13 protein-coding genes are annotated in these 21,981 nt (G+C 73.1%); 7 read left to right on the forward strand and 6 right to left on the reverse strand.

Going from position 1 to position 21,981, the window contains the following annotated elements:
- The first annotated feature begins 289 nt into the window (after nt 1–289).
- From HNQ07_RS11865 to HNQ07_RS11890, 6 genes are all read left to right on the forward strand, one after another.
- Complete coding sequence (locus HNQ07_RS11865) at nt 290–1,051, forward strand: hypothetical protein (RefSeq protein ID WP_184111999.1); 762 nt, start codon at nt 290–292, stop codon at nt 1,049–1,051.
- Nucleotides 1,052–1,204: 153 nt separating this feature from the next.
- Nucleotides 1,205–2,023: a fimbrial biogenesis chaperone gene (locus tag HNQ07_RS11870; protein WP_184112001.1), complete on the forward strand. Its 819-nt coding sequence runs from the start codon at nt 1,205–1,207 to the stop codon at nt 2,021–2,023.
- Nucleotides 2,020–2,544 (forward strand): hypothetical protein, encoded by a 525-nt coding sequence (locus HNQ07_RS11875; RefSeq protein ID WP_184112003.1) that lies wholly within the window; start codon nt 2,020–2,022, stop codon nt 2,542–2,544. Before HNQ07_RS11870 ends, HNQ07_RS11875 begins: the two co-directional genes overlap by 4 nt.
- 1 nt (nt 2,545) lies before the next feature.
- Complete coding sequence (locus HNQ07_RS11880) at nt 2,546–5,833, forward strand: carboxypeptidase regulatory-like domain-containing protein (RefSeq protein WP_184112005.1); 3,288 nt, start codon at nt 2,546–2,548, stop codon at nt 5,831–5,833.
- A gap of 550 nt (nt 5,834–6,383) precedes the next feature.
- On the forward strand, nt 6,384–8,606 hold the full coding sequence (locus HNQ07_RS11885) for an AfsR/SARP family transcriptional regulator (RefSeq protein WP_184112007.1): 2,223 nt from the start codon (nt 6,384–6,386) through the stop codon (nt 8,604–8,606).
- Between the two features lie 282 nt (nt 8,607–8,888).
- On the forward strand, nt 8,889–10,406 hold the full coding sequence (locus tag HNQ07_RS11890; RefSeq protein WP_184112009.1) for a DEAD/DEAH box helicase: 1,518 nt from the start codon (nt 8,889–8,891) through the stop codon (nt 10,404–10,406).
- A 62-nt stretch (nt 10,407–10,468) separates the two neighbouring features.
- On the opposite strand, the gene HNQ07_RS11895 is transcribed toward HNQ07_RS11890, so the two are convergent.
- The 3 genes from HNQ07_RS11895 to HNQ07_RS24380 all read right to left on the reverse strand — a co-directional run bounded on the left by HNQ07_RS11895 (nt 10,469) and on the right by HNQ07_RS24380 (nt 15,121).
- A complete protein-coding gene (locus HNQ07_RS11895) occupies nt 10,469–11,410 on the reverse strand; it encodes a type I phosphomannose isomerase catalytic subunit (RefSeq protein ID WP_184112011.1) in 942 nt (313 codons plus the stop codon).
- Nucleotides 11,411–11,471: 61 nt separating this feature from the next.
- Nucleotides 11,472–12,320, reverse strand: a complete 849-nt coding sequence (locus HNQ07_RS11900) for a hypothetical protein (RefSeq protein WP_184112013.1) — start codon at nt 12,318–12,320, stop codon at nt 11,472–11,474.
- A complete protein-coding gene (locus tag HNQ07_RS24380) occupies nt 12,317–15,121 on the reverse strand; it encodes an FxLYD domain-containing protein (protein ID WP_184112015.1) in 2,805 nt (934 codons plus the stop codon). Before HNQ07_RS24380 ends, HNQ07_RS11900 begins: the two co-directional genes overlap by 4 nt.
- A 65-nt stretch (nt 15,122–15,186) precedes the next feature.
- On the opposite strand from HNQ07_RS24380, the gene HNQ07_RS11910 reads away from it, so the two are divergent.
- The gene (locus HNQ07_RS11910) at nt 15,187–16,581 is read left to right on the forward strand and encodes a hypothetical protein (RefSeq protein WP_184112018.1); all 1,395 of its coding nucleotides are present in this window, start codon (nt 15,187–15,189) and stop codon (nt 16,579–16,581) included.
- Here the strand turns inward: HNQ07_RS11910 and HNQ07_RS11915 are convergent.
- Genes HNQ07_RS11915 through HNQ07_RS11925 form a run of 3 tightly spaced genes read right to left on the reverse strand, consistent with a single transcriptional unit; the run spans nt 16,556 to nt 21,974 of the window.
- On the reverse strand, nt 16,556–17,890 hold the full coding sequence (locus HNQ07_RS11915; protein WP_184112019.1) for a hypothetical protein: 1,335 nt from the start codon (nt 17,888–17,890) through the stop codon (nt 16,556–16,558). The genes HNQ07_RS11910 and HNQ07_RS11915 overlap by 26 nt on opposite strands.
- On the reverse strand, nt 17,887–18,846 hold the full coding sequence (locus tag HNQ07_RS11920; protein WP_184112020.1) for a hypothetical protein: 960 nt from the start codon (nt 18,844–18,846) through the stop codon (nt 17,887–17,889). The genes HNQ07_RS11915 and HNQ07_RS11920 overlap by 4 nt, the downstream gene beginning before the upstream one ends.
- The gene (locus tag HNQ07_RS11925) at nt 18,843–21,974 is read right to left on the reverse strand and encodes a putative glycosyltransferase family protein (protein WP_184112021.1); all 3,132 of its coding nucleotides are present in this window, start codon (nt 21,972–21,974) and stop codon (nt 18,843–18,845) included. Before HNQ07_RS11925 ends, HNQ07_RS11920 begins: the two co-directional genes overlap by 4 nt.
- Between the last annotated feature and the right edge of the window lie 7 nt (nt 21,975–21,981).

Here is a 21,981-nt window from a genome sequence, read left to right on the forward strand (position 1 = left end):
CGCCGAGGGATAAATACCACATGAAATTCAATGGTTACTTCACGCTGCTTTAACGATGGCCTTAATAACTTAACCGGCGCTTAACGTGGCTTTTTCTACGCTTCTTCCACCACCGGAGCAGAGGGTTCCGGGGACCGAAGCTCTCTTCGAACGGGGGAAGGATATGAAGCACATGATGTTGGCCGGTTCACTGCTCATCGGCGCTCTGGGCGTGGCGGGCGCCGAAGACTTCAGATGGACGCCGCCGCCCTGCGACCCGACTGTGAATGGCTGCTCGACGGGCAACGGCGTGGTTGACATTCAGAAGAAGGACCAGGTCTTCAAGGGCGACCTGTCCTCCACCCTGACCGAGGCCATCACCGTCTCCATCCCGGCTGTGGTCGCCATGCACCTGCACGAGAAGTCGTGGACCGTCGATCTGTTCAACCTGACCAACTGCGACTGTTACCGCGCTGGCGAGCACAACAAGGTCACGGGCAGGGACGATGTGGTTGACCTCGAGGCGATCATGAACCGCTCCGGCAGCTACTGGAAGGGCGACAATCTGGCGATTGCCGGCAACCCCTACTCCTTCACGGGGACCGTGAATCTGGCGGGGTTGACGGGTGCGGAAGCGCAGCTCAAGAACAAGGTCACCAGCTACCCGGGCATCGTCTACGACAATGTCAAGGGCACCGTGGACTGGAAAGGCCCGATCGTGTGCTTCAACCGCAAGATCGTCGAGAAGTTCAGCAACTCCACGAACTGGAAGGTGAACATCTCCGTCAGCGGTGTGACGCCCGGTTTCCCCAAACTCGTGCTGGGTGACATGCTGCCCGGCACCATGACGAAGGAGACGGACGCTCCCAACGGCGCCAAGTTCGTCAAGACGCTGTACAACAACGGCGCGTCCGCCAGCCTGGAGTTCACCAACACGCAGGCCGGCTTCGACAAGAAGACCACCGGTGGCTGGCTGGACGACTACATCCTCGAGGCGCTCGTCTTCGACGGCAGCGAGACGGCCGGCAACAAGACCGCCGCTGTGAACTTCAAGCTCACCGGCACGTTCTGACACCCCGGCGGCTGGTGGCTGGGGCCGTGGTGCCCCGCTGCCAGCCGCCCCTTCGCGATTTCGCGGCTCCCCCCCTTTTGGCCGCACCACAACACCAGAGTCCCTATTTTCCCCCCATGTGCCCGCACCACTGCCCGGCCGGAGGAACCATCCATGAAGCGACTGCCCCGAGTGCTGTTTTCCCTGACGACGTTCTCGGCGCTGCTGAGTGGACCGGCTCTGGCAGCCACCGGCGTCAGTCTGGACGTGTCGCGGGTGGAACTCAGCGTGCAGCCTGGCCAGTCCCTCAACCACACGGTCACCGTGCAGAACCCGGGCAAGCAGGGCGAGGCCGCGATGACGGTCAGCTCGTACACGAGCGACTTCGTGCTGCCGACCAGCGGTGAAGCGCAGTACGTGTCAGGCGGCAGCCTCAAGAACTCGCTGGGCCGCTGGCTCCAGGTGACCCCCACGACGTTCAGGCTCGGCGCCGGTGAAAAACAGCAGGTGCGCTACACCATCAACGTGCCCGCCGGCACCACGCCCGGTCTGTACTGGGGCGTGCTCTTCTTCAAGAGCGACTCACCGGACGCCGCGAGCGTGGCAGGCAGCCAGAGCAGCGTCACCATGAATTACAACGTGGACGTCGGTCAGATCATCTACGTGCAGGTCGGTCAGCCCCACTTCGATGCCAAGCTCACGGCGGTGCAGAGCACGTACAGCGCCGGCGGTCTGAACGTCAGCGCGACCGTGAAGAATGCTGGCACCACCCTGATCCGGGCGGCCGGGCGGGCTGTGGTCGTGGACGCCAGCGGGAAGACCATGGCGACCGTCGATCTGGGCGAGAGCGTGGCGCTGCCCGGCTATACCCGGTCGTTTACGGGCAGCGCGGCGCAATCGCTTCCGGCCGGGCAGTACCAGGTGCTGATCGTGCTGAAGTACGGCCAGGGCAAACTGTTCACCGGGCAAACCGCGCTGGTCGTGAAGCCGTGAAGGCGCGGGCGCTGCTCCTGGCCGCGCTGCTGGGTGTGGCGGGCGCGCAGACGTCGGTGGCCCCGCTGCCGGGCCTGGCGGCGCCCACTCCGGTCGTGCCGAACACGGCCCTGTTGCTCGATGGGCAGAAGCTCACCATCGACGTGAAGTTCAATCCCGGGGCGGAGGGCACGGCGTATCCGCCGCTGGTGCCCTTTTCCAAAAGTGCGCCTGCCTACTACCCGATGCTGGGGACGGATCAGGCCTTTCATCTCAGCGTGCAGTCCACGCTGGCTGGAGCGGCGCTGGTGCTGCGCACGCAGCCGATCACTGCACCTGGACAGCAGGCCCTGCCGATCGACCGGATCGAGTACAGCGTGAACGGCGCGCCCTTCGTGCCCAGCACGTCCATTCAGGTGATCGCGCTGTTGCCCGTGTCGGGCCAGGCCACCTACGACATCGCGTTGCGGCTGCGGCTGGAAGGAGACGAACCGGCCGGACTCAGCCAGGCTCTGCTCAGCTGGAGCGTCGAGGCGCGCTGAGATGCCTCCGTCGCCGCGTGTGCTGAGCCCGGGTCGGGTGCTGGCCACCGGCCTGCTGCTGGGCGTGGCCGGTCTGCCGGGCAACTGGAGTGCGGCGCAGGTGGCCAGCGCGTCAGCGGAACAGACCGAGGTGCAGCCCGGCGGTTTCGTGTCGCTGCCTGTGAAGGTCGGCGGCGCGACCAGTGGCCTGTACACGGTCGAGGCGGCGTTGCCGCCCGGCTGGACCCTGCTGTCGGACAGCGTTCAGCTCGGAGGTGGCGCGCCTGCACTGCTGAGCGTGTACGTCCCTGAAGACGCCGTGGCCGGCGCGCAGGAGCTGGCCTTCCGCCTGAAGAGCGAGGATGCCCACACGCTGGATGTGAACGCCCGGGTGACGATCCCGGCGCGTCCGGCGTTTGCGCTGGACTTTCCCTCCTCCGCGCGAGTGCGGCCCGGCGAACACCGCACCTTCACGGCGCAGGTCACGAATACCGGCAATGCTCCGGACATCCTGGCCCTGAAGGTCGAGGGAAACGCCACCCTCAGTACGCAGCGGCTCACCCTGAAGCCCGGCGAGTCGGGCACGGTACACGTTGCGTATGTGCAGCAGGGACAGGGCAATGCGGACAGCGTGACGCTGAGCGCTGTGAGCAGCGCCGCGCCGGACCTGCGGCAGGAGGCGATCCTGGCACTGGATGTGGGATACGCGGCGGCCGGCAGCGGACCGCAGCTCACGTGGCAGGTCAATGTCTCGCCGGTGGTGACCTATCAGTCCAGTGCGGCGCCACTGGCCTCGACCGCAGACCCGGCTCCTGGGTCGTCCGGGGAGCCGCCATCGGCTACGCCGACCCTGCCGGGGCTTCCCGGCGGTCCAGCTGACGCGGCCGGGACGGCGACCGGCAGCGGCCCGTGGTACTGGGGCGGTGGCGTGTCGGCGTCGGTCGGTGGGGCGCTCAGCGATTACGCGACGGGATCGGCTGCCTATGGGGTGACGCGCCGGATGGACGGCACCCTGCATGACACGGGGAGCGCCCAGGTGCAGTGGGCGGGAACCAGCGTCACCCTGAACACCCAGGACTCGCTCTCCGGGGTGGGGCTGGGCGTGAACTACACCCGCGGCGACTACACCTTCGGCGTGAACGCCAGCCGCCAGGCGCCCGTTACACCCGGCGACTCCGCCGTGTATGTGGTCGGCGGCGGGGTCACACACACGTCGGGCGTGAGCGTCACGGCCGCGCAGACGTTCGGCGCAGAGCACACCACGGCCTTCGGGGTCAGCTGGCAGCGGCCGCTGGGCGCCTTCGCTCCGTCGGCTGGCGTGTACGCGGTGCGCCGCGACGACCGCTGGGGCACGCTGATCACCCAGGGCCTGGGATACGAGAACCGCGCCCTGATTGCCCGGCAGACCTACAGCTACGACAACCTGTCGGGTGCCCAGGCGCTGAATGTGAAGGTCACTTCCAGGCAGGTCGCGCCGTTCGGCGTGAGCGCGGCGGCGACCGTGAACAACGTGCAGGGCGTGACGACCTATGCGCTGGGCGGGCAGGTCACCTACACCCCGGACGACTCCTTCGTGACGTCCGTGCAGGCGGGCTACGGCAGCGACGGTTTCAGCAGCCGCGTGGCGGCGGCCAAGACGTGGCTGGTGGGCCGCACGACGCTGCACCTGAACACCCAGGCCACGTACCGGGCGGGCACGCCGGGAGCGGACGCGCAGCTCACGGCGACCGTTCCGGCTGGCGCGGGCGAGTACGTGCTGCGTGGCCTGCTCGGGTACCGGGAGGGCGCCGTGGTGTATGGCGCCGGGGCCGGGTACACCCGCGGAGCGTTCCGGGTCGCGGGTGGCGCGCAGGTGCAGGGCGACGGGTACACCCTCACTGGCAGCGCGGCCTACCTGCCGACCATGGGCGCGCAGGTCGGCGTGGATCTCAAGCTCAGCCGCACGGCGACGGGACTGGCCCGCGAGGTGAAGGGCAGCGTGGGGTACGCCACCGACCGCTGGAACGCTGCGCTGATCGGCGGGTACACCGACAGCGACGCGCCGGGCGTGACGGGCGCCTTCCTGTACGGCGCGGCGCTGGGGGTGAACGTCAGTGAGACCGTCCGCGTGACGCTCAGCGCCCAGCGCAGCGGCACCGATACCCGGGTGGCGCTGGGAGCGGCCTTCTCGCCGGGCGGCGCGCTGAATACCCCGGACGCTGTGGTGCGCGCCTTTGGGGGGCGAAACGCCGGCACGGCCGAGATTTTGGCCTTCCTGGACACCAACCGCAACGGCACGCGCGACGCGGGTGAGGAGCCGGCCGCCATCCGCCTGAACGTGGGCCCCTGCGAGGTCACCACCGACGCGCAGGGCCGGGCGCAGGCGCAGGTGCGTCCCGGCGAGTACAGCGTGCAACTCGGCGACGGTGTGGACGCCCAGTACACCCTGGCCGCCCTGAAGCCCGTAACCGTTCCCCTGAAGGGCACCGTTCAGGTGCTGGTGCCGGTGCAGCAGACCGGCGTCCTGCAAGGCCAGCTGCGTGATGACGGCGGGCAGCCCCTGGCTGGCGTGCCGATCACCATCACTGGACCCTCCGGGGGGCAATCGGTCGTCACGGATGGGGAAGGCCGCTACCGCCTGAGTGGCCTGGGCTTCGGGGCGTACACGGTCACGCCGCTGCCGGACGCCGCATACTACGCCCTGCCGGAGCCGGCCGCGGTGCAGCTCGACGGCACGCATGCGCTGCTCACCACGGACCTGGTCGCGCGGGCGCTGTTGGACGACCAGACACTGGACACCACTGGACTGGAGGTCGCGCTGTCCCTGCCGGACACGTCCGTGCCGCCGGGCGTGCAGGTGCCCGTGGTGGTGAGCGTCACGCCGGACGCCGAGCGGGTCACGCTGGACGACCCCGGGCTCGAACTGAAGCGCTCAGAGGGCAGCAGTGAGTGGCGCGGCATGCTGACTGTTCCGGCCGACCAGCAGGGACCACTGGAAGTACAGGTCACGGCGTGGAAGGGGAACAGCGGCACGTCGGAGCGGGCGCTGCTGCGGGTCGATCCGACGCTGAAGGCCACCGACCTGACCCTGCGGCCCTTCAACGCCCTGCCGAGCCAGGTGGTGCAGGTCCGCGCCACGGTCTACGGCGCGTCCGGCCGGGTAACGCTGCGGGATGAAGACGGCCGGACGGTCCTGTTGACGGCGGACAGCGATCAGAGCTACTTCGCAGACGTTCAGGCCAGCACGCAGCCTGGAGAGCACACGCTGGCCTTGATGGTCGGAGACCGGCAGGTAGCGCAGGCCACCTACGTGGTGATCGGTCGGCCGTGACCCAGATCGCCGCGAGCAAGGGTTCTCATCCAGCCGTTCAGTAACAGACGGTTACCTGTCCTCCAGCGCGGACGAATGCGGTGCGGCAGGGCAGCCGCGTTCCTTCAGTCGTCACCCTATGATCGAGCGTGGTTGTTGCGCCGCTGAAAATGTCGTGTAGAAAGGCGTCGGCCGCCAGTGGTCCGGCACGTCGGATGGCACGCATCTCTGGTGCCGCTCCCGAATGACAGAGAGCAGAACGGCGTTCGTGACCCCGGAGTCATAATTCGTTCACTCATATGACATTCATCTTCTATGACCCGACAGCGGATGGCAGGTTCGGGTGTCATCTGAGCTGGTCGGGACATTGGGGCGGTGATATTGTCGTCATGTAGGCAAGAATCACCGCCTGCACACCCTTTTCCCACAATGCAGAGCACAGCGACCCGACAGTCCGGTCGGCAGCGCGCACGTCCTGGATGACCGGGGGCGGCGCGCCGCCCCTGTCGGCTCGGCCGTCGAAGTGTGTCGATTCACAGCTCCTTCCTCCTTTCCCAGCAGGTGGCGACCGATGTTCAGACTCAACCTTCTGGGACACGTGCACCTCACCAAGGACGATGTCGTGGTGCCCCTGTCCCGCAAGGCGCTGGCCCTGATCACCTACCTGACGCTCGACGCCGCGCCGCACCACAGGGATCATCTGGCCGGACTGCTGTGGGAGAACGCCAAAGCCCTGCTGAATCTGCGCGTGGAACTCACCCGGCTGCGCCAGCAGGGCGTCGAGCTGTTCCCAGCCAGGCAGGCCATTCTGGACCTCCGTTTGCCCACGGATCTGGACCAGTGGGACGCTGCCGGCGCGCAGGTGCAGGGGAACGACGTTCCCACCTGGCTCGCCCAGCTCCACGATACGCCCCTGTCCGGCCTGGATGATCTGGGTTCGGGCGTGTTCCGGACGTGGTTGGACCATCAGCGTGACCAGATCGTTCGGAAGGTGGAGCGGCGGTCTTCGGTGACTGCCGCGCGTCTGCGCCGCCAGGGACAGGCCGAGGCGTCCGCCGCCATCTACGCGCGTGCGGCTGCGCTCGGCCTGGAACTCGGGACCGCGCCGCCCAGCGAGCCGCCGCCGGCCACCGTCGCCTCCAACGACTGGCCTCTGCAGACGGGTACATTCCGAGCGCTGCTGGGCTGTGCGCTGCTTGAACCGCAATGCGTGCTGGTATGGGGCCAGCACGGGAGTGCGCGCACGCTGGTCACGGCGACCGCGGCCCTGGCTGGGTGGCACGCGGTTCAGCTGCAGTTCACCTCCAGCGAGGACGACCTTCTGCATGCCGTCCTGCGTCACTTGATCGCTCCCCTTCCGGGTGCGGAACGCGCCACCCTGGAGGAGGCCATCACGGCGTCCACCAGCGCGCAGAACATGATGCGCCTCGCCACGCTGCTGTCCCACCAGCCTCAGCCGGTGCTGCTCGCGCTGCATGACCTCTACGAGATGCCGCAGTGGTTGGGCCGCATGCTGAGCCTTCTGATGAACCTGCGCGTTCCGCTCATGCTGGTCGCCTCGCCCACCGCTGCCACTGCCCTGCATGGCGCGCCGCTGGCCCACACCGACTGGACCCGCGTGCACCAGTTGACCCTGCCGCCCCTGTCGACCGCCAGCGTCTACGCGCACCTGCGCGCCCGGCATCCTCATGATCAGCCCACGGTCCTGCGCAGCCATGCGAGCCAGATCGCGCAGCTCAGCGAGGGCTGGGTGCCCTACGTGGACGCGCTGCTGGACGCTCCCACACTCACGCCCCGGGTGCCGCAGAACCTCAGCACCCGCATCCGGGCACAGTACGGGCACCTCGACCCCGGCCTGCGCCGCCGGCTCTCGATGTTGGCGCAGGTGCAGGACCAGTTCACGCTGCCTGTGGCCGTGGGCCTGCTGGGCGAGGACGCCGCAGCGACCGTCCACGCGGCCCTGGCCCTGGGCATCCTGACGCACGCGGCTCCGCGCGAGCAGCTCCGGTTCCCCGAGTTGGAGGGCACACACGATGACGCCGACTCCCGGCTGGTGTTCCGCAGTGAGGTCGAGCGGGTGGCGCTGGCCGGCGCCCTGTCTCCAGCCGAACGGCAGGGTGTCCGGGAGGACCTGGCCAGGCTGCTCCTGGAAACGCGGCCCGGCATGGCCCTGTACTATGCCGGCCGCGTTCAGGACCCCGACCTGATTGCGCGGGCGCACGCCGCCCTGCCGGCCACGCGCGCCGTCAGCTGGCAGCGTGTCCACCCACACCGGGTGCTGCCGCCCGGCCGGGACCCCGCTGTCGACGCGGAGCGGCGCGAAGTCTGGACGCCCAACGGCTACCGCCTGTGCGCGCAGGGCGGGCGACTGGACGTGCTGCGCCGGGGGGCCAGCGCACCTCCGCCACCCCTGGAGATCACGCTGGGACCCGTGCGGCCCGGACCGTGGAGTGTCACGCTGCGGCTGGACGTGTTCCGCGCGTCGGCGCGCGTGCAGGTGTCCACGCCGCCGTTTGCGGTCGGCCTGCAGGTGGCGGACGGCCCACTTCAGGCGTTCGCCCCGGACGTGACCGCGACCGCCATCGCCCGCACGTGTCCGCCGGCCCAGTACTTCGAGGGTCTACCCGTCGGAGAGGACGTGCAGCTCACCGGGCGCTGGGACGGCGCGCCCGGAACACTGACCCTGAGTTTCCAGGCCGTTGACCTGGCTTGCACCATTCATGATCTGCGCTGGAACGGAGTGAATCTGCTGGCCAGCACGGCCGGCACGAGGGTGGGCTGCGCCGCCCACTGATGGCGGTCGCCTTGGCCCCTGGAGCCCCTGTCTTCGCCCGGTAGCGGCCAGTTCCACCGCGGTCAATGGTCGCGGGGTGAGTCCGCCGGGTCGTCACGCACGGCGGAACAGTTCCCGACGCCCGATCTGGGGCATGATGGAGCAGCGTGGCAGGTCGCCGCAGGGCCCTGCCGGAATGCTGGATTGCCGCCGCTCCATACCGGAGCCGCCGGTCAGTCCCGTTCCCTCTCACCGAATGCCGCCGCCCGCGGCCCGCCCCTGCGGGCGTCACACAGGATGTCCATGACTTCAACCCGAACCCCCTCCCGCTCCACTTCTACCCCCGACCAGACCCCGGCCGTGCGCGACTGGCGCGCCATGCTGGGCGACCGTACCCCCACGCCCGTGCAGGAGGGCGCGATTCCCGCCCTGCTGGCCGGCCGCGACGTGATCACCACCGCCCGCACCGGCAGCGGCAAGACGCTGGCCTTCCTGATCCCGGCCGCCGCGCGCGGTATCGGGATGCGCCCGGTGCGCGGCATGCGCCCCGAGGTGCTGGTCGTGACGCCCACACGCGAACTGGCCGTGCAGATCCGCGACGTGGCCCGCGAACTGGGCATGACCGCCGGGCGCATCACGGGCGGCATCACGCCCGGTCAGACGCGCACCGAGGCGACCGGCAAGGGCCTGATCGCGGGCACGCCGGGGCGCCTCAAAGACCTGATCACCCGGGGCGAACTCAGCCTCGCGGGGCTGCGCTACGTGGTGCTGGACGAGGCCGACGAGCTGCTGTCGCTGGGCTTCCTGCGCGACGTGGGCGACATCCTGCGCGCCGCCCAGACGCAGACCGGCTCCGGGCACGGCGGCGTGCACCTGCAACTCGCCATGGCCTCCGCGACGTTCCCCGCCGAGATCCGTGCGGTGGCCGAGCGCTTCATGGTGCGGCCTGAGCGCATCGACATCGCGCCCGCGCGGCACGCCGATGCTGACGCCAATAGCGCCGACATCATGGGCGGCGCGACCGGCGCCACGCACCTGCTGCTGAACACCACCCGCGACGACGTGCTGAATGTGGCCGCGACCCACGCCCGCGACGCGCTGCGCGCGCCGGGCGGCTGCGTGGTGATCTTCTGCCGCACCAAGGCCCTGGTCAAACGCCGCGCCGAGCGCCTGAACGAGCTGATGCCCGGCGAAATCGTCAGCCCCCTGCAGGGCAACATGGACCAGAAGAAGCGCGAGCACACCATGACGCTGCTGCGTGAGGGCAAGTCGCGCGTGCTGGTCGCCACCGACATCGCCGGGCGCGGCATCGACCTGCCGGAGGTGCGGCTGGTGATCCACATGGACATCGCGTCCACGTCCGAGGACCACGTGCACCGTTCCGGCCGCACCGCGCGCGCCGGGCGGCCCGGCGTGAACCTCGTGCTGCTGATTCCCGAACAGCGCGGGCTGTGGCAGACGGTGCGCCGCGGCCTGCCCGAGGCCCTGCACCCGCCCCTGAGCCGCGAGGAAACGCAGATCGACCGCAGCATCCAGGAGAAACAGGGCCAGGGCAGCGGCGGGGGCCGGCAGGGCGGCGGGCACCAGCCGCGCGGGCAGGGCAGTGGTCACGGGCAGGGCGGCGCGCGTCCCCAGGGCCCGCAGATTCAGGGAGCGGGACGGTCCGGCGGCGGATCGGCGTCCGGCAGAAGCGAGGGCGGCGAGCGGCGCGGTCAGTCCGGCGGCCAGGGCCAGCGCGGCGCCGGGGCTCCGGCGGGCACCGGGGCCGGGCGCGTCGGCCCGCAGCCCGCGCGTGGCCGCGGGGGACGCGGCCGCCGCTGATCTCGTCGTCCAGCACAGAACGAATGCCCCGGGAATGATGTCCGGGGCGTTCGTTTCGTCCGTCAGCCCGGGCGCGCGACCAGGGCGCGGCCCTCGCCGTTCAGGTGGTACAGCCCCGTGCTCGCCGGCACCACGGCGGTCGCGTACTGCGGCAGCTCCAGCGAGTTCAGACCGGCCTCCAGCGTCAGGGTGCCCTCGACAGTCGTGACGATCTGAACTCGGCCCGCCGTGTCCTGGGCCTGCTCGCCCGGCACGCCGCGCAGCGTGAAGTACTCGCAGCTCACCAGTTCGCCCAGGCCCAGCGTGTCGTGCGCCGCGCGGAAGTCGCCCTGGGCGTGCGGGTCAGTCACGCGCACGGACTCCTCGAGGTGCAGCTTGCGTCCGGCGCTGGCGGGCCGGTCCCAGTCGTACACGCGGTAGGTGGTGTCCGACGCCTGCTGCACCTCGTACAGCAGCAGCCCCGGCCCCAGCGCGTGCAGCGTGCCCGCCGGGATGAAGATGGTGTCGCCCGCCACGACCTGTCGCCGCTGGCTGAGGTCCAGGATGTCGTGCCCGTGGCGGATCGCGGCGGCCAGCGCGTCCGGTGCGGTGCCCGGTACCACGCCCGCCAGCAGCTCGGCGTCCGGCGCGGCCCGCAGGATGTGCCACGCCTCGGTCTTGCCGCGCTCGCCCGGTCCGACCATCTCGCGCGCCTGTTCGTCGTTCGGGTGGACCTGCACGCTCAGCCAGTCGCGGCAGTCGAGCAGCTTGATCAGCAGCGGGAAGCCCGCCGAGGCGTCCAGGCCATCCCCCAGCAGCGCATCCGGGTGGGCGGCCATGATCTGGGCGACACTCTGCCCGGCCAGCGGCCCCGACGCCACGACGCTCTGACCGTCCGCGATCCACGCCTCGCCGATGGGGGTGCCGTCGGCGGCGGGCGGCGCGAGCAGGTCGCCGCCCCACACGCGCGGGTAGTAGCGGGGTGTCAGGGGCAGGAAGGCGGGCAGGGCATCCGGGGCAGTCATGCCCCCAGGGTACGGCAGGGGCGCGCGGCGGGCCGGGCGTCATCTTGATGGCGCAGGGGGGCTATCTGCTGTTCGCAGGCGTCCGGGTGGTCGCCCAGCCCTCGGCGGTGAGGGTGCCGCCCGGCACGTCGGCACGCAGCGCGGCGCGGGCGTTCACGGGGGTCACGGGCAGCGTCACGTTCCAGCCGTCCCGCGTGCCCTGCACGCTGAGTGCCTCGCCGTCGCCCACGCGGTTGCCGGCGCGGTCGGCCAGGGCGTCCACACGCCGCGCGGCGGTCCACTGAGCGCGGGCCGGAGGGCCGGGCAGCACGTCCACGTCCCCGACCTCGCCCGCCGCGTGGCCGGTCGTGGCGACGACGTGCATCAGGCCCGGCACGTGCCCGGTGGGCAGCCACGTCCAAGCGTACAGGTGCCGGGGCGTCATGTGGGCCGTCACGACTGTCCCGTCCGGCCGGGTGGAGCGGACCGTGACGAGCAGCGCGGCCACGTTGCCCTGGGCGTCCAGCGGGTGCAGCACCAGCGCGGGTGGACGGGGCCACGTGACCCGCACGGCGCGCGCCCCGATCTTGAGCTGCAGCGGCGTCACCGGCGGTCCCGGCACCCGCCGCAGTTCGCCGGTCACGGCGCGCGGTCCCACCTGCACCCGGTACGGCGTGAGGCCGGCGCGGGCGTACGAGACGGTGAGCTGCGCGCTGCCCGGCCCGCTGCGGCCCTGCACGCGCCGGGTGCCGGCCGGCGTGAACAGCGTCACCGTGATCGGCACGCCGGCCGGCAGGCCCGGGGCGCTCACCAGGAAGGTCGTGGCCGTGTCGGTGGTGCCCACGTCCACGTGCGGCGCCGGGATGGCGGCGCCGGGCCGGCCGCACGCCGTCAGCAGCGCGCCCAGCACGACGATCAGCGCGCTCCTCACGGGTGCGGCTCCGGGATGAAGGCGTTCAGGGTGATGCGGTACGCGCCGCCCGGCCGCGCGAACGTGCCGGGCACCGGACCGGCCGGGGGCGCCGCGGCCGACGGCTGCGCCGGCACCGTGCCCAGCACCCGCGTGCCCGCCGGGGGTGTGGCGGGCACGCGAAACGCCCATGTGCCCCCGGGCGGCAGCTCGCGCAGGCCGATCGCCTCGTGCACCCACGCGGCGCCGCGCGCGTCCAGCAGCGTGACCAGCGCCTGCGGCACGCCCACCGTGCGCGTCCCAACATTGGTGACGATCACCTCCACCTGCCCGTGGCGGACGCGGCTGCGCGCCATCAGGGGCCGGTCCTGCTCGCGGCCGGTCACCACGGCCCGCGCCGCGACCTCCACGCCCAGCCGGTCCAGCGGGGTGCCCGGCGGCAACACGTCCTGACCGGGTGCCGGGGGCAGGATGTCCACCCGGAAGGGCGTGCGCTCGCCGGGCCGCAGCTTGTGCAGGGTCAGGCGGCCCGCGTTCTCGCGGACCAGCGGCGTGCCGTCCGGGCCGCGCATGATCACGGTGACGGTCGTGTCGGCCGGGCGGGCGTCCACGTTGCGCAGTTCGCCCACCACCGTCAGGCCGCCGTCTGCCGTGCGGCTCAGGCGCGTGGCGAGCACCTGCAGGACCGGCCGGTCCAGGACGTCCGCGGCAGACGTGGTGTCGGTGGTCAGCCGGCGCGGACTGCGGTAGAAGGCGACGGTCGGCTGGGTGTCCGCCACTGGCGGGGGCAAGGCCGTCGTGGGCGCCGGCGTGGTCGCGCTCCAGCCCAGCGCCGTGGGCGTCAGGGTCGTGTCGGTGACGTCAAACCAGTAGCCCAGCGGTGTCCACCAGCGCTGGGCGACCGGCACCGGCAGCGCGTCGCCCACCCGGGCCCGTGCCCGCACGCGGTCGAGCCGCGCGTACTCGCCGCGCAGGCCCCCGCCGGCCGGCACCTGCCGCGCCCCGGCGACCACCGCGGCCATCGCCACCTGCCCGGGCACCACCCGCGCCCGCAGCGCCGTGCCGGCCAGCACGGCCCCCACGCCCAGCACCAGCAGCGCCACCGGCCGGTGTGCCTCGGCCACCACCAGGACCGGCCGCGCGGCGCGGGTCCGGCCCGGTCCGGTCCACGCGAGCATGCCGAGACCCAGCACCAGCGCCAGACCCGGGACGGAGCCCCACAGCACGCCCAGCGGGAAGGGCAGCGTCCCGCGCGCCGGGCGGGCCGGCACCGGGGGGATGTCCTCGCGCTCCCAGACCATCACGCCGTTCTCGACCGCGCCGATGGGGTGAAAGCCGGAGAAATGCAGCAGCGGGTCGAGCAGCGTGGACTTCGCGTACACGAATTTCAGGTGGGTGCGCTCCGGGTGGGTGAGCAGCGCCGCGAGCGGCCCCAGGTTCGGCAGGTCCGCGCGCTCCGGCAGCGCTGCGAGGCCCCGGGTGCGCGCCGTGAGGCCCGGCAGTTCCGGTGGCAGGTGCAGCAGGCCCGACGGCGTGCCCGCCCGCGTCTGCGCGGACATCAGCGCCAGTTGCCGGCCGAAGCCCACGGTCAGGAAGCGGTAGCGCCAGTGCTCGTCCTTCTCGATGAAGTTCAGGATCGGCTGCATGTCGATCCGTGCGGGTTCCAGCGGGCGCCGCGTGCCCAGCGAGTGCACGCCCACCGAGAACAGCGCCGTGCCCACGACCAGCGCCATCAGGCCTGCGCGCGCCCGGCCGGGCGCACCGATCCGCAGGCCCAGCCCCACCGCGCCCGCCAGCGGCAGGCACAGCAGCAGCCCGAAGAACAGCAGCGTCTCGGGCGGCGTGGCGACCAGCGCCGGGTGCCCGGCGGCGGCGCCCAGGACGGCCAGCGCCGAGATCCCTGCGAGGCCCGCGCCCGCCCGCGTCAGGGCGACCGCGCCGTCCAGCGGCCGGCCGGGCCGCGCGCGCCGCCACAGGCCCGGCAGTGCCCACAGCACGCCCGCCAGCGGAACCAGCAGCGTGACCAGCACGTCCCGCCCCTCGGCCGCCGGCACGCTCGGGGCGCGCAGGGTCACGCCCGCCGGCCCGGTCCACGCGGCCGTGACTGCCAGCATCAGCACGCCCGGCACGGCGCACAGCGCGGCCAGCCCCACCGTCCGTACGGTCCGCCGACGACCGTGCGGGTCCAGCGCCGCGAGCGCCAGCACGATCAGCAGGCCCAGCGGCAGTGCCGCCCCCGGGCACGCCAGACCCGCCGCCAGCAGCGTGAAGCCCGACGCCCACCACGCCCGGCGCGTCCCGGTGCCGTCCAGCGCGGCGCGCAGCGCCGGCACAGCACTCATGGTCAGGGCGGCACCCAACACGGCGTCCAGGTGCCCGAACACGCTCAGCTGCGCCGCGACGGGCGCCGCGATCCCCGCCAGGACGGCCGCCAGCCCCGACGCGTCGGCCGGCACGCCCAGCGCGCGGGACGAGCGGTAGATGCCCACGACCAGCAGCAGCGCCGAGAGCAGCTGGAGCACACCGTACGCTCCGGTGGGCGTGAGGGCATGCTCCAGCGCGGCGAGCAGTTGCGGCGCCAGCGGCGGCAGGCCGGTCAGGGGCATGCCCACGTACCAGCGCGGCTCCCACGGATCGAAGGGGTGCTGCCGGTACGCGGACGCCATGAACAGCAGCGTGCCCGCTCCGTCGGAGTTCAGAAACGCCCGCGAGAGCATCAGCGTGCCGTGCAGCAGGCCGGTCAGGAGCAGCGCCAGCCACAGCAGTCCCCCCGGCACCGGGCGGGCCAGGGGCAACGCGGACGGGGACGCGGCGGCGCTCACCCGGTCACGGTACGCCGCCGGTCGTCACGCGCTTCTGAACGCTCCGGCCATGCTTGAATGCGGGCGTGGCCCCCCGCTTCCTCCGTGTCCGGCGCCGGGCGATGCCGTCCTGGCCGGTGCTGACGGTGGCCGCGCTGGTCGCCCTGCTGCTGGGCCTGGGGGTGCGGGCGCTGGTCGCGGCCCGGCATGGCCCCACGCCCGCCGCGGACGCACAGACGGCCGTGGGGGCGCTGGGCGACGGCGGCGGGGTGCTCGCGTGGCGACCGGACCTGGGGGGCCCGCGCGTCATGGAGGCCAACACCCGTGAGGCGATCACGGACTCGTGGCTGCGCGGCGAGCGGGAACTGCGGTACGCCGCGCGCAGCGGCGACCTCGCCGGCCTGGGCGACCTGTTCCAGGAAGCGGCCCTGGATGACGCGCGGGCCGTGGCCGCCGGCGGGGACGCCCTGCTCAGCTGGGGGCACGCGCCGCAGCTGCGCTTCTACGCCCCGGACGGCTCGACCATCGCGTTCACCGACACGTTCCGCTACGTGGCCCTGAATCCCGACGCTGCTGCGACGCCCGAGGTGCTGCGCGTCGCGGCCCGCACGCTGGACGTCAGCATGACGCTCGACGACGGCACCTGGCGGACCCACCACCAGCGCGTGACCGCGGACCGGGCCCTGCCCCCCGCGCTCCTGGGTGTGCCTCCCACCGCCTTCCGCGCGGTGCGCGCCGGCCCGCGCTGGTGGACGCGCCCGGCCGACACGCTGCGCCGCGACGTCGCGGCGGTGAGCGACCTGGGGCTCGGGCCGCTGCTGCTGGAGGTGGACGCCGGCGCCGACCCGCGCACCGTGGCCGCGCTGGCCGCGCCGCTGGCCACGGTGCTGAGCGCCGCGCACGCCGCCCGCGTGGCCGTGATGCTGGATGTGCGCGCCCCGCGCCTCGACCCGCTGCGCCTGCCCGCGCTGGACGCCGCGCTGCGTGCCTTGCCCGTGGATCAGCCGCTGGCGGGGGTGCTGCTCGGTCCCGGCGCGGCGCCCAGTGCCGAGCGGCTGGACGTGTGGCGGCGCGTGATCCGCGACCGGCGGCCGGACCTCGCCATCGGCCTGCGTGGTGACCGGGCGCCGGGACCGGTCGAGTTCCGCGTGGGGCGCGGCGCGTGGCCCACGTACCGCCTGCGCTGGTGGCCGGGCTGGCCCCTGACGGACGCCCGCCGCGCGTGGCAGGTGCAGAGCTTCCTTGCCTCGCACCCGGCCGGCGCCGAGGTCGGCACCCTGTACGACGAGCCTGGCAGCCAGCGTGGCCTGCTCACCCCGCAGGGCTTCTACCGCCCGGAAGCTCGTGGCGTGCGCGGTGACGCCCGGCCACCCGGCCTGCCCGCACTCCTGCTGGAGGGGTTGCCGCTCCTGCTGCTGTGCGCGCTGGAGGGGTGGCGGACCCGCCGCGCGAACGTCAGGGCGCGGCGGGCACGCGGATGAGCCGCGTTCCGCGCGCCGTGGGCTGACCGTCCGGGCCGAGCACGTCGGTCAGGGGAATCCGCCATCCGCCCCGTTCGCCCGCCGCTGCCAGCGCCGCGTCCAGTGCCCGGCGTTTCCACGGCAGGGGAGGGAGCAGGCCCCGCGCCGGCAGGGCCAGCAGCGTCTCCGGGTGGTCGGTCGCCACGGCGGGGGAGGTCGTCACGGTCCCCGACAGGCCCGCCCGCGCGCCTGCCGAGGGCTCCGGCGTGTGCCCGCGCAGGGTCGCCACCAGGGCCACGCGGGGCGCGCCGAGCCGCAGGGCGTTCAGGGCGGCCACCGTGCCCGGGTCCGACGGATCGAGCGGACCCGGATCGAAGGCCAGCGTGCCCGGCGGCAACTGGGCGATCACCTGCGCGCGCAGCGGCACGGCCTCCAGGGTCAGCGGCGTGGTGAAGGCGGGCACCACACCCACCCCGGCGCGGCGGGCGCGGTCCAGTCCCATGCCCAGCGCCAGCAGTTCTGCCCGGGTGGGCGGCGAACTCAGCGGCGCCCACAGCGGCCCCAGGTGCCGCCGGCGGGCGCGGTCCAGCCACATGTCCCAGGTGTCGGGCGTCCACGTGGCCCACGTTTTCGGCAGCGTCAGCGCCCGCCACGAGGCCACCCCCGGCGTGAGCGTCCGGACTGGACCGGGCGTGGGCTGCACCTGCCGGACCGGCCGCAGCGCCGAGATGCGCCAGCGGCCGTCCCAGCGGCGCAGCGTCACGTCCAGCGTGCGCCGCGCCACCACGATGTCCGTCCAGGTCTTCCCGGCCGGGCGGGCCGTCGCCGCCCAGGAGTCGTCGCGCAGCTCCACGCTGTCGCCGTCGGCTGGTGCTGGACCGGACACGGTCACGCGGCGCACCTGGGCGTGGTGGTTCCAGTCGAGCAGCAGGCCGCGCGCTCCCAGCCGGGCCTGCCGCAGCGCCGAGTCCGTGAACAGGCCCGGCAGGCCCGTCAGGTCGCCGGAGCGCCGCGCGTACGTCAGTTCCGCGTGGGCCAGCAGGTACGCCAGCCGCACGTCCTCGCGCGACACGCCGTCCAGCGCCGCGTCGGCCGGTCCCGGCTGCCAGTGCAGCGGCGGCACGGGTTCGGGGCGCCGCGCCAGGTTCAGGGCGCTCGCCTGCTCCTGCACGACCGTCACGCGCGGATACAGCTTCCCGAGCAGCCGCAGGCCCAGCAGCGCGCCCGCCGCCGCGCCCAGCAGCAACAGCGCGAAGACGATCAGCTTCACGCGCCGTGCCCGGAGGCTGTCGGCCGGTCGAGCGGCCACGGCCGGTCCGGGCGCGCTCACGGCTGCTCCCACGGCAGCGTGGCGGTGGTGCCGGCCACCGCCAGCTGCAGCGTCCGCGCGCTGGACAGACGCGGGATGTCGACCTCCACACGGCCCAGGACCGTGAACCCCTGCGTGGCCCACACGCTGCGGCCACGTGCGTCCAGCGCGGTCACCTCGACCGGGGTGCCGTCGTCCGGCAGCGCTCCGTCGTCCCAGGTGAGCGGACCGACCTTCAGCGTGTCGCCCCCCCACAGCGCGGGCGGCGTGCCGCCCAGCAGCGCCGAGCGGGCCGAGGCGCGCAGGGCGGCGTGCCATGGCCCGGCGCGCACGTTCAGCGTCCACGTTCCCGGCTGGTCCGGGGTCAGCGCCCACTGGGCCTCGCCGTTCACCGTGACCCGCTCCGCGACCACCTCGGCGCCCGCCGGGCCACGTCCCGTCAGTGTGACCAGCGTGCCGTCGGGGACCGGTGCCCCCGACGCGTCGAGCACGGCGGCGCGCACCACCCACGGCTCACGCTGCCCGATCCGTACGGTGGCGGGCATGACCGTCACCGTGCCGCGTGCGGCGGCGGCCAGCGCGGCCACCGGGGCCGGGCGGGGCGGACGAGGCAGGGCCGCGCCGGGCGTGGCCGGCCCCGCAGTCACCCGCGCGCTCCCGACCTGCCCGGTGCAGCCGTACACACCGCCGGGCAGGTGCAGCGTCTGGTCGAGCGGGCCGCCTCCGGCGCGGCCATCCCGCGTGAAGGGCCCGGTGGCCGAGTCGCAGCGGATGCGCCACGGCGTGCCAGTGGGCACGTCGCGGGCCTGGAGGGTGGCGCGGCCGGGCGTCACGCGCAGCAGCGGCGGCTGGGCGGGCTGGGGCAACAGCGTCACGTCGGGGGCGGCGGGCGGCGGGCGGTGGCACGCGCACAGGACGGAGGCCAGCAGCGCCGCCGTGCCGACCCAGGCGGCCATGCGGGGGGCGCGCAGGGTCACGGCACTTCCCGGCGGAACGCGTCCGCGACCACGCTGACCGTCCGTGGTCCGGCGGGTGCAGGGGCAGGGGACAGCAGTTCGCGGTAGCCGGCGGGCAGGGCCGTGCTCAGGATCGCCGTGCGGGACTGCATGGGCGGCACCGCCTCCAGCAGGAAGGACTGGGTGACCCACGCCACGCCGCGCGGGTCGCGCAGGGCCGTGATCACGTTCGTGATGGTCGCCTCGGTCGCGCCCGTGTTCTCCACCCGCACCTGGGCTCCGCGGCGCCACAGGGTCAGGCTGCGGTCGGTGGCGCGCTCGCTGGCCGTGCCCTGGGCGCGCACGTGGTACTGGGCGATGTCGCCCGGTTTCACAGCCATGCCGGCGCCGTCGAAGCGCACCAGGAAGGGCGTGCGCTCGCCCGGCAGCAGGTGGTGCAGTGCCCGCTCGGCCGCGTCGTTGCGCGCCAGTTCGCTGCCGTCTGCCGCCGTGAGCGCGGCCGTGATCGTGACCGCCGCTGGCCGCGTCCCGACGTTCTCGACCTCGCCGACGACCGCCACGACCTCCCGGGCGCCGGGCGCACTCCGGGCGGCCACGACGCGCGACGTCAGCACCCGGATCGGCTCGGCCAGCGGTACCTGTGGGGGCGGCCCGGCCAGGGCGGGCAGCGGCTCGAAGCGCTCCGGCGGGCGCACGCTGAGCTGGGGCCGGGCCAGCACGCGCCAGCCGGCGGACGTGTGGCGGAACTCCTGACGGATGATCTCGCGCCGCTCACCCAGCGCCGTGAACCACGTGAGCTGCACGCGGGCGCTCGCCACGCTGCCCACGCGCTCCGGGGCGCCGGTGTACGCCACGTCCAGCACCTTCAGGCTGTCGAGCTTCGCGTACCCGCTGCGCAGACCGCCCACCACCGACAGGTCGAGCCGCCAGCGCTCCTCGGTCAGGCCCGCCTGCGGCTCGATGAACGCGTACGCGTCACCGAAGCGTTTGAAGTCGATGGCGTCCCAGTACGCCAGAATCGTGCTCTGTACGGTTGAGCGGGGCTTCAGTACCCACGCGGCGCTGCCCAGCCCCAGCAGCCCCACGGCGGCCAGCAGCAGCGCCGCGCGCCAGCGTTCGCGCACGCCCAGCCGTCCGCGCCGGCGCAGGCGCGAGCGCCAGCGGCCCAGCGGCTGGAGGCGGGCCAGCCGGCCCCACCACGCGCCGCTTCCCGCCGGCGCCGGCGCGCTGTCCTCGCGCAGCCAGCGCACCCAGAACAGCCGCGTGGGCCGCGGCGCGCGGACCGGCGGCACCCGCACCGCCAGGCTCAGCAGCGCACCGATGGCCGCGCCGGGCGGAAGCACGCCCCACATCAGGCGCTGCCACGCGGGCAGCTCCCGGCGGGGCAGCCGGGTGGGCAGCGCGGGAATGCCCGGGTGCTCCCACACCATGATGTTGCCCGGCAGCACGCCCTGGCGCTCCCAGCCGAGCGCGTGCAGCATGGGGTCGTAGAACGCGTCGTTCGACAGGATGAAGCGCAGGTTGTACTTCTCGGGCATGGTCAGGAACTGCGTCAGGCTCGCCAGGCCCGGCACGCCGGTGTACTTCGCGCCCTCCAGCCGCTCGACGGGCGTGGTGGTCATCTCCGGCAACTTGCGCGCCGAGTGGTAGTTCCCGTCGGGGCTGGTCGCCTTCGTGTTCGCCGCCAGCCACGCCATCTGGTCCCCGAAGCCCAGCGTCATGTAGCGGTAGCGCAGGTGGTCGCCCTGCTCCAGGAACCGGACCAGCGGGGCCACGTCGATGCGGTCCGGCTGGAACTTGCGCTGGTACGTCAGGGTGCACACCAGCACCGACAGGGTCGCCGCGCCGGCCAGGCCCAGCACGCTCAGGGCGCGGTGCACGCGCCGGCCCAGCCGCGCCACCGCCAGCGACCGCAGCGCGCCGTGCCGCCACGACTCGACCACCAGGCCCGCGTACGGCAGGATCAGGATCGACGCCCAGAACGTGAAGCGGTCGAGCGTCAGGATGTAGAACGACCCGCGCAGGAGCAGCTTCGGGATGGGCGTGGTGCCGCCGGTGCCGAGCAGCGTCAGCAGCAGGATGCTGGCCGTGACGGGCCAGCGCGGCAGCGTGCGGTACGGCTGGAGCCCGCGCCGGACGGCGTCCACGTACAGCGGCAGCAGCGACGCCCACGGCACCAGCCAGAACATGAACCCGAAATCCCGGCGCACCAGGAAGTTCTCGCGGCTGCCGTGCGGAATGGTCACCTGCGTGATCGGGTCCGCGCGGCTCCACAGCCAGTACGGCAAGACCACCACGACCAGCGCCGTGATCGCCAGGGCGCCGTACACGCCGCTGCGGTACAGCCGGGGCAGCAGCCGGTACACGCGCCGGCCCATGCGGGCGGGCAGGCGGCGGCCCTGCGGCTCGCCCGGGCGGGGGCGGGCGGCGCCCTCCAGCACCAGCGCCAGCACGACAGGCGCGATGAAGAACACCGAGCCGAACAGTGTGGTCACGTGGTGCGCGGCGGTCGTGGCGGCCGTGAACGCCGCGCCCTTCAGGAGCAGCTGCTTGCGGCCGGTGCGGATATACCCGGCCGCGTACGGAATGGCGTTCAGCAGCAGTCCCAGGCTCAGGGTGGTGGGCAGCTGCCCGAACACCTGCACGGTCTCTGCGATGGAACTCGACAGCACCAGGATCACGGCGCCGTATCCGGCCGCGCGGGCCGGCACCAGCAGCTTGCCGAACCGGTAGATGCCGACCGCCATGCCGCTCAGCGCGAGGAGCTGCGTGGCGGCGAACGCGCCCAGCAGCCCCAGCGGGTACGACAGCGCCCCGATCAGGTAGTGGCTCAGCGGTGGGTACGACGTCAGCGAGAACCCGGTGTACCAGCGCGGTTCCCACGGATCGAACCACGCGTGCGCGTAGTGCGACCCGAAGAACACGTGGATCAGGGCGTCGTAGGTGCGCAGGAAGCTGCCGCCCAGCAGCTGGCTGCCGTGCAGCACCGCGACCAGCAGCAGCGCCAGCGCCAGTAGCTGCCGCCCGGCCCGCTCGTCCCGGCTGAGGGCCGCTGGCCGGGTCGCCGCGGCGCCGGGCTGCGCGGCGGAAGGGGCTGGCAGCCACGCCGGCCAGGACAGCGGCGGGCGGGCCGGGAAGCGCAGCCTCACGCGGGCC

It is taken from the genome of Deinococcus metalli (genome assembly GCF_014201805.1).
Classification (GTDB): Bacteria; Deinococcota; Deinococci; order Deinococcales; family Deinococcaceae; genus Deinococcus; species Deinococcus metalli.